At 71.8% G+C, this 1,056-nt stretch carries 1 protein-coding gene; it reads left to right on the top strand.

Annotated features, from left to right (window positions below; all coding sequences use genetic code 11):
- Window positions 1-185: 185 nt before the first annotated feature.
- Window positions 186-764, top strand: coding sequence for a hypothetical protein (locus tag ACWD1Z_RS37820; protein ID WP_451125488.1), 579 nt, complete (start codon window positions 186-188; stop codon window positions 762-764).
- The last annotated feature ends 292 nt before the right edge of the window (window positions 765-1,056 follow it).

The raw sequence follows: 1,056 nt of genomic DNA, 5'->3' as shown, positions 1-1,056 counted from the left end.
CGGGTGTGCCCCTGTAGGGGGGCGCGCTCGTCGGGGCGGTGCGCGCTCCTCCTTTCGGGCCATGGCCGGGCCCGGGCAGGGTTGGGACGGTGGTGCGGCACGGTCGCCCGGCCGGCGGCGTACGCGCTACGCCTGCTGTAACAGGCGACGGCTCTCCCGTGACTCCCGGCAGAAAGGCACATGTGATGCGGTTCCCCACGCGTGGCGGGATACGGAAGTACGGTGCGCTCACCGCGAGTGCTGCCGCCTTCATCGCTCTCGGGCTGACGCCCACCGCCCAGGCCGCCCCGGCAGCTTTGGCCGCGGGCGCGAGTCAGCAGGCTGCCCTGCTGGAGTGCCCCGGCTACGAGACCACCTCCTACAAGCCCGGCCTGACACTGTTCCCCCGGCAGGTCGCCCTGTCCGCCGACGGCGCCATCGGCCCGTGCCTGGGCCTGCCGCCGGACCACACCAACGGCACCATCCTCTTCACCGGCAACGGAGAACTGTCGTGCACCACCGGCAACTCCACCGGCAACGGCCGGATCAACTGGACCAACGACCAGACCAGCTCCAGCACCTTCGACTTCACCGCCGGAGTGGGCCTGCGTCCCGGAGGCGACTCCGTCCTGGTCCTCACCGGTGAGATCAAGTCCGGTGACTTCCAGGGATCGACGATCATCATCGAGATCGTCCTGGCCGCCGCACCCACCCAGACCCTGGAATGCGCCACCACCGACGGCCTTGACACATCCTCGGGCCTGGTCAACCTGCAAATCATCTGAGCGACCGCTTCGGCGGCCGTGGAGGGCTGACTTCCTCTGCCTGGCTGTCCCTGCCCCCCTATTTTGTTGCTGAGCCGGGGAGGTGGGGCGGGTGTGCGGGCCCGGCCCTGCAGGGGGAGGGGGCGGCTGCTGTGCTCAGTTCCGGTCCAGGTGGTGTGCGGCTGCCGGACCGGGCGGGGCCCAACCACGGCCGTCCGGTCCGGCCGCCCCGCGGCGGGTGGCCGGTGCCTGACGGGGGCGGCTGGGGTCGGCCCCCGCGGGCGGTGGGCGAGCCCCACCAAATCCCCGTCCG

The sequence above is a fragment of the Streptomyces sp. NPDC002784 genome (genome assembly GCF_053592135.1).
This window is presented reverse-complemented; position numbering and strand designations above follow the sequence as displayed.

Bases quoted from the DNA above. Each gene is read 5' to 3' on its own strand.
- ACWD1Z_RS37820 (WP_451125488.1), top strand. From the start codon at position 186: ATGCGGTTCCCCACGCGTGGCGGGATACGGAAGTACGGTGCGCTCACC.